Annotated in this window: 6 protein-coding genes; 3 read left to right on the forward strand and 3 right to left on the reverse strand. The window is 64.2% G+C overall.

The genetic code is table 11. From position 1 onward, the window contains the following. Nucleotide 1: 1 nt before the first annotated feature. The gene (locus tag CH292_RS11355; RefSeq protein ID WP_094654781.1) at nucleotides 2-1,285 is read right to left on the reverse strand and encodes an alanine racemase; all 1,284 of its coding nucleotides are present in this window, start codon (nucleotides 1,283-1,285) and stop codon (nucleotides 2-4) included. A 104-nt stretch (nucleotides 1,286-1,389) separates the two neighbouring features. On the opposite strand from CH292_RS11355, the gene CH292_RS11360 reads away from it, so the two are divergent. From CH292_RS11360 to CH292_RS11370, 3 genes are read left to right on the forward strand one after another with little or no spacing between them, the layout of a single operon-like run. Next, a complete protein-coding gene (locus CH292_RS11360; RefSeq protein ID WP_094654782.1) occupies nucleotides 1,390-2,388 on the forward strand; it encodes a sugar kinase in 999 nt (332 codons plus the stop codon). Then, nucleotides 2,385-3,143: an IclR family transcriptional regulator gene (locus CH292_RS11365; RefSeq protein ID WP_094654783.1), complete on the forward strand. Its 759-nt coding sequence runs from the start codon at nucleotides 2,385-2,387 to the stop codon at nucleotides 3,141-3,143. Before CH292_RS11360 ends, CH292_RS11365 begins: the two co-directional genes overlap by 4 nt. A 12-nt stretch (nucleotides 3,144-3,155) precedes the next feature. Then, nucleotides 3,156-3,557, forward strand: coding sequence for a RidA family protein (locus CH292_RS11370; protein ID WP_019666658.1), 402 nt, complete (start codon nucleotides 3,156-3,158; stop codon nucleotides 3,555-3,557). A gap of 96 nt (nucleotides 3,558-3,653) precedes the next feature. On the opposite strand, the gene CH292_RS11375 is transcribed toward CH292_RS11370, so the two are convergent. After that, a complete protein-coding gene (locus tag CH292_RS11375; protein WP_094654784.1) occupies nucleotides 3,654-4,778 on the reverse strand; it encodes a hypothetical protein in 1,125 nt (374 codons plus the stop codon). 73 nt (nucleotides 4,779-4,851) lie between these two features. Next, nucleotides 4,852-6,009 carry an alkaline phosphatase family protein gene (locus CH292_RS11380; RefSeq protein ID WP_026348068.1) on the reverse strand — a complete coding sequence of 386 codons (1,158 nt, stop codon included), beginning with the start codon at nucleotides 6,007-6,009 and terminating at the stop codon, nucleotides 4,852-4,854. Nucleotides 6,010-6,512 lie beyond the last annotated feature (503 nt).

Raw genomic sequence — 6,512 nt, forward strand, 5'->3', positions numbered from 1 at the left:
CCTAGAAGAAGGTGTGGACGAGGTCGACGACGCGCGGATCGTCGCTGCCTGCATCGTCGACGAGAGGGATCAGCCGCCATTTGTCGAAGGCTGTGCACGGATGCGAAAGACCCAGGCGAACAACGCTTCCGATCGGAGCCGCGCTGGCGCCCGGGGCGAACCGCAGGAAGGCGTGCTGGTCGTTGAGGGCGGTGATCTCGCCGTCGACCGACTGCGGAGTGGGCAAGCCCTCGTCGTAGGGGAGGTCCCGCTTGCCGGCATCGAGGAGCGCGAGGCCCGGCTCCGGGCGCGACACGACGCGCGCCCAGCCGTGCATCGCAGCTTCGAGTGGATGGTCCGAACGGCTCGGGATCATCGGTGAGATCTGTGAGTAGAACCCGTCGTCGTGGATGATGTATGCCCCCGACCGGAGCACCACCGTGGTCGCGACGCCGCGTGCGCCGTCCTCGTCGGCCAGTGGCGCCAGGTGCGCGGCCACGATGTCCTGATACGCGCTTCCGCCCGCGGTGACCACGGCGTGCTCGTCGTAGAGACCTGCTGCGTCGAGTTCTCGATGGAGAGTTGCGACGGCGTCGAGGTAGTGGGCGACGGCCTTCAGGCCGGCCTCGGACCGATCGTGGCTGAGTGCGCCCTCGTATCCTCCGACACCCGCGAGTGCCAGACGAGGCGACGCGGCGACGGCGTCGGCGACCGCACGAGCTTCGTCGATCGTGCGCGCTCCGGTTCTGCCGTGCTCGCCGCCCAGCTCGACGACGACGTGGACCGGCCTGGTTGCGCCTGCGTCGGACAGGGCTGCGTTCATTGCCTCGACGGTGCCGAGTCCGTCTGCCCAGCAGTAGAATTCGAACTCGGGATGTTCGACGAGTTCCCGTGCCAGCCAGGCGAGACCGACAGGGTCGACGAGGGCGTTGGCCAGCATGATGCGTTGGACGCCGAACGTCCTCGCCAACTGCACCTGCCAGATGGTCGCCAATGTGATTGCCCACGAACCGGAATCGAGCTGGCGTTTCCAGAGAGCCGGAGCCATCGTCGTCTTGCCGTGCGGCGCGAGTTTCACACCCGCCTCGGCAGCCCAGGCGGCCATCACCTCGATGTTGTGGTTGATTCGTTTGTCGTCGAGCGTCAACAGCGGCGTCTGGAAGGACGTCGCCGATGGTGCTTCTCGGACGAACTCCTCGATCGAACGTCCCCAGGCGTGGGGTGGAACCGATTTGTGTTCGGGTCCGATCTTTCGCGCTCGTAGGGCGTTGACGGCGTGCGTGTCGATCAAGGTGGAGACCTCCAAGCGGGTGCGCGTTGCGTAATATGCAACGGCTGTTGCGCAAAATGTTTGTGATTAGTAGTGTGCATCCAACAGGGGCCGGCCCGCAAGCATTCGAAGGAGATCTCTTGCTTTCATCGCCTCGCGCGGTATGCGTCGGAGAAGGACTCGTGGTTCTCGTTGCCGAGCCCGGCGCCCTCGAAGACTCGGATTCGTTTCGACGTTCGGCAGGCGGAGCCGAAGCCAACGTGGCACGCGTCCTCGTCCAGCTGGGTGTGTCCACGTCCTGGTTGTCACGGGTCGGAGACGATGGATTCGGCCGATACCTGCTACGTCAACTCGGCGAATCAGGTGTCGATGTATCTGCCGTGTCGGTCGACCCTGCACGTCCGACGGGGATCTACGTCAAGGAACGCGGAGCCGGCACCGGCGTCGGACACGATCTGCCGCGCGGCGAGAGTCGCATGACGTACTTCCGGACAGGATCGGCTGCCAGCGCTCTGTCTGCCGAAGACCTGGTTCCCACCGTGATCGAGGGGGCCGCCATCGTCCACCTCTCCGGAATCACCGTCGCGTTGTCGGCCTCGGCCGAGTCGATGTCGAAAGCACTGCTGGCGTCCGCGGCGACCGTCAGCTTCGACCTGAACTTTCGGCCCGCGCTGTGGGGCTCGAGAATCTCCGACGCGTCCTCCGTGCTGGCTGACCATGTCCGCGGCAGCGACGTGGTGCTGATGGGTGCCGACGAGGCGCACGAGGTCTTCGGGATCAACGATCCCGCAGCGTTGCGCGCGGAGTTCCCGGAACCGCGTCACCTGGTGGTCAAGAACGACGCGCACGTCGTGACCGCGTTCGACGGATCGTCGCGCGTCGACGTTCCTGCCCTCACACTCGACGTCGTGGAAAAAATCGGCGCGGGCGACGCGTTCGCAGGCGGATTTCTTGCCGGTTTGCTGACCGGGCACTCGGCTGTGGACAGGGTCCGGCTCGGTCACCTCTGCGCGGCAGGAGCCTTGACCGCACACGGTGACGCGGCCGAAGTCGCTGATCCCTCTCGGCTCGCCGCGGCGCTGGCCCTCCCCGACGCGGAGTGGAACTCGGCACGATTCGCTGATCTGGTGGCGCAATGAGCCAAAGCCTGTCCCGAGCATTGACCATCCTCGGCCTCCTGGGGGAGGAGACGAGGTCGCTCGACCAACTAGCCCGAGAACTGGACGTGCACAAGACAACCGTGCTGCGACTGCTGCGCACGATGGAGTCGGACCGCTTCGTCCAGCACGACGCCGACCACCGATACGTGCTCGGGTCACGATTCTTCGAACTCGCCAACCGCGCACTCGAACAGAGGGATGTGCGCACGGTAGCGAGGCCGCACCTCGCTGCGCTCAACGCCGCAACCGGACAGACGATCCACCTGGCAACCCTCGAGGGTGGCGAGGCGGTGTACATCGACAAATTCGATGCGACGCAGAGCGTCCGGATGTACTCGCGTATCGGAAGACCCGCCCCGTTGCACTGCACGGCCGTGGGAAAGGTGCTGGTCTCCGCACTCCCACGTGCCGAGCAGCGGCAGATCGCGCAACGCATCGAATACGCGCGGTTCACCGACCGGACCATAGATTCCGCCGAGCGGTACCTCGCTGAACTGGACCTCGTAGCCGAGCAGGGCTACGCCGAGGACCACGAGGAACACGAGACGTTCGTCAACTGCGTGGGTGTACCGATCCTCGACGGCACCGGACGAACCGTTGCGGCAGTGTCGATGTCGGTACCGGACATGCTCCTCGACCACGGACAAGTCCTCGGGAAACTACCCGAAATTCTGGCTGTCGCCGAGTCCATTTCGGCCGATCTCGGCTGGAAGCCGACCGAGAAGACCTCGTAGGAAAGGAAAGTAATGAGCGAGAAGATCGCAGTTCGAACCGATGGGGCACCGGCACCCGCACACACGTTCTCCCAAGGGGTGCGTAAGGGCCCGTTCGTGCAGGTCTCCGGCCAGGGACCGGTCGATCCGAAGACCAGCGAGTACCTGTACCCGGGCGACGTCGCCGCCCAGACCACGAGAACGCTCGAGAACGTGCGCGCGATCGTCGAAGCGAGCGGCGCAACGTTCGACGACGTCGTCATGCTTCGCGTCTACCTCACCAAGCGCGAGGACTTCGCCATCATGAACGACGCATACGGCGAGTTCGTCCAGAAGTACACCACCGGAGATGTCCTGCCCAGTCGGACAACGGTATTCACCGGTTTACCTCGCGAAGAGATGCTCGTCGAGATCGACGCCGTCGCGATCGTCTGACGCCGGGTCCGACAACCGGCCGGGCTCCTCTCGTGTCATGGCGGCATTCGCCGTGGGGAGCACGGCCGGGCGACGGATGCACGCCAACCGGCGAGCTCAGACGTTGTCGAGATTCTTGATCGCCGCCAGCGCGCTGCGCAGTGCTCGGACAACTCGGTCCCACGGAACCGCCTCCAGCGCACACTCCTCGGCCGCCGCGGATTCTCCACGGAGCATGGCTTCCTGCGCGTACTCGCGCCAAGACTCTGCCTGTTCGGTGCAGAACGCCTCGAAACGTCCGATCTTCGCGCGGTCAGGTCCGCAGACCGACACGATGTCGTCGGCGTCGACCTTCCCACCGGACTCCGCATCCATCTCCAGCAACGTCATCAGTTGCGGCGGAAGCTCCTCGTCGCTGGGGTCCGCGGACCCGTCGACCTGTTCGGTCGCGTCGTGGGTGGGAACAACACCCCCGACGTGATCGGCGAACTCCTCGTCGACCGTCGCCGCGAACTTCGCCAGGCGGCCTGCGGCATTCACCACGTGCTGTGGGAGGAACGGATCGGCGTCGATCGTGCACGCGACATGGACACGGTCCTCGACCAACAAGAACTTCAGCCGCGGATGCCGGCGATTGAGATCCGCGACGACCTCCGCAGCCCGTGTTCGCCCGGCAATACGCTCGACGACGAGCGCATGAATGCGGATCTCGTCTACGCCCGCAGCAGTGACGTATGCGATGACCGGCCCGATGGCGATGCTGACGACTCCGTCGGGCGTGACCGACACCCGATCCCCGAAGGTCTCCAGCAACGGACCCGCCACATCCGGGGGGCAAGCCGACTCGTCGGGTGTCGGTGCGGTCGGTGCCTTCGCCCCAGGCCGGAAGAGGAACGAGGGATGCGGGATGTTCCACGCGCATCGGATCTGCTCGACGACCGTCGAACACAACCGGTCGACCCACGCGGCGCCGTCCTCGACGACGAAAATTCCGTCGGCCTCGGCCGGTTGCCAGGGAGGCGGGGGAGAACCGAGCCCCGACGATGCACACACGAGCGTCCCCTCCGCTGTCAGGCGAAGAAGCATTGCTCGCCGCGGTGAGCCCTCGGGCTCGAAGTCCGGAGATATCGACAGCTCCGCACCTGGTTCCAGCGACGCCAGATGATCAGCCAGTTCGGTCGTGAACCTCGTCCAGTCGGACTGCGTTGCAGCGTCAAGGTCTGGACCGTTGTGCTTCGGCATGCTTCTCCCCGTTCCACCAAACTTCGAACATTCGATCGAACAGAAGTTATCGCGGGGTACCGACAAGAACCGGTCAGCGGCGGCTGTCCGCTCGGACGACCGTCGCTGGAACGAGTAGCTCGGCAGGCGTCAGCGACCCGTGGTGCCCCTCGAGTGCCGACGCGTTCGCTTCCGCCTGCGTTCTCACCACGGCCGATTCGTCCTGCGCGAGGGCCAGCAGGTCTCCGATTCGTTCGGCGGACGCAGTGGACACCGCCGGGCCGAACCACCCTCGCGACAGTGCGTCCTCGCGGGTGACGACGAGGAAGTGCTCCCCGAGTGACTCCTGCCAGGTCACCTGCACGTCACTACTACTTCCGGTCCGTGTGTAGAGGTATCGCATCCGGGGTTCTCCGCCCAGGAGCCTGACGCCGTCCCTCAGCTCCGGGGTCGAGTCGTAGTCGAACCTCCGGTCGATGCCAACCATTCCGTGGTCGGCGACGACGATCAGCGCGCCGTCGGGAGGAAGACCGTCGGCGATCGACTCGGCGAGTAGGTCGACATGGCGAAGATGCAGGCGCCATGCGTGCGACTTCGGTCCTCGGACGTGGCCCACCAGGTCGAGGTCACCGTGATAGGCGTAGACCAGCGTCGGGCCGGGAGCATCGAGTGCGTCGAGTGTTCCGGCCGCGAGATCGGCAAGGGAAACCGAGTTGCGGAACTGCGCGCCGCGAAGAGAAGCACGAGTCAGTCCTGAGCTCGCCTGCATCGACGGACCGACGTGAACGACGCGAACACCGTCGTCACGCGCACGTTCGAACGCGGTCGGTAGCGGTTGGAAGTGCTCCGGAACCACATCGGCCGGTAGCCCCTCGGACGCGGACGTCCCGTGGAGTTTCCACTGAAGACTGTTCATGAGGCGTTTGTGGCCCGGAAGCGCGACGAGATATCCGACGACACCGTGCTCTCCGGGAGTGAGCCCCGTGCCAAGTGAGCTGAGGCTCGTCGCCGTCGTGCTCGGAAATCCTGCGGTGATCGATCGGGTGGTGTGTGCAGTGAGGAAGGGTGCGTCGTCCGAATGATCGGCAAGTTGTTCGCTGCCGAGTCCATCGACCATCAGGACACACGCTCGTCGGACACCGTGGAGATCGAGACCGAGTCTGTCGGCAGACGAACTGCCCGTCAGATGCGCGACCACGGACGGCACTACATCGGACAGGGACCCCGTTCCATAGCGCGGCGAAAGCAGCATGACGCAACCGTATGCGCCGCGCCGGCACCGCGCAGCCTCTGTTGTTAACTCGTACAAGCGCCTGACCAGGCGATTTGCGAAGGAGTTCTTCTTGGCGTAACTTTTGTCGAGTCAGAGCGACACGGACACCGACCCGGACCGAAAGGTGCGGGACACGAGGTTGGACGCAGATCGAACTGGCAGCCCCTTGCGAGGTAAGAGTTTACATCGTGAGGGACATGAGCGTGTAAGCCCCGAAGTCGAAGCGAAAGCTGACGTAACGGTGTGTGCGTGTTCTTTGAGAACTCAACAGTGTGTCGATGAATGTCAGTGCCGAATGTTTTAGGCGCTCATGCCTTTCGGGGTGTGGGTGTGACATCTTCTTGCTTCATTCTTCCCGTCTGGGGTGAGAAGATTTTTGGTAATGCTAGTTGAGTTTTTTTGCTAGTGATGTGGACTTGATGTCATTTGACTGATTCACGATCTTCGGATTGTTGTTTCTAGAGTCTTTTACGGAGAGTTTG

Origin of the sequence: Rhodococcus sp. 14-2470-1a, assembly GCF_002259425.1 — a bacterium.
Lineage (GTDB): Bacteria > Actinomycetota > Actinomycetes > Mycobacteriales > Mycobacteriaceae > Rhodococcoides > Rhodococcoides fascians_E.

What these genes read in the sequence shown, in the direction of transcription:
- CH292_RS11365 (WP_094654783.1), top strand. Translation starts at nt 2,385, where the DNA reads ATGAGCCAAAGCCTGTCCCGAGCATTGACCATCCTCGGCCTCCTGGGG.
- CH292_RS11370 (WP_019666658.1), top strand. Translation starts at nt 3,156, where the DNA reads ATGAGCGAGAAGATCGCAGTTCGAACCGATGGGGCACCGGCACCCGCA.
- CH292_RS11375 (WP_094654784.1), bottom strand. Translation starts at nt 4,778, where the DNA reads ATGCCGAAGCACAACGGTCCAGACCTTGACGCTGCAACGCAGTCCGAC.
- CH292_RS11380 (WP_026348068.1), bottom strand. Translation starts at nt 6,009, where the DNA reads ATGCTGCTTTCGCCGCGCTATGGAACGGGGTCCCTGTCCGATGTAGTG.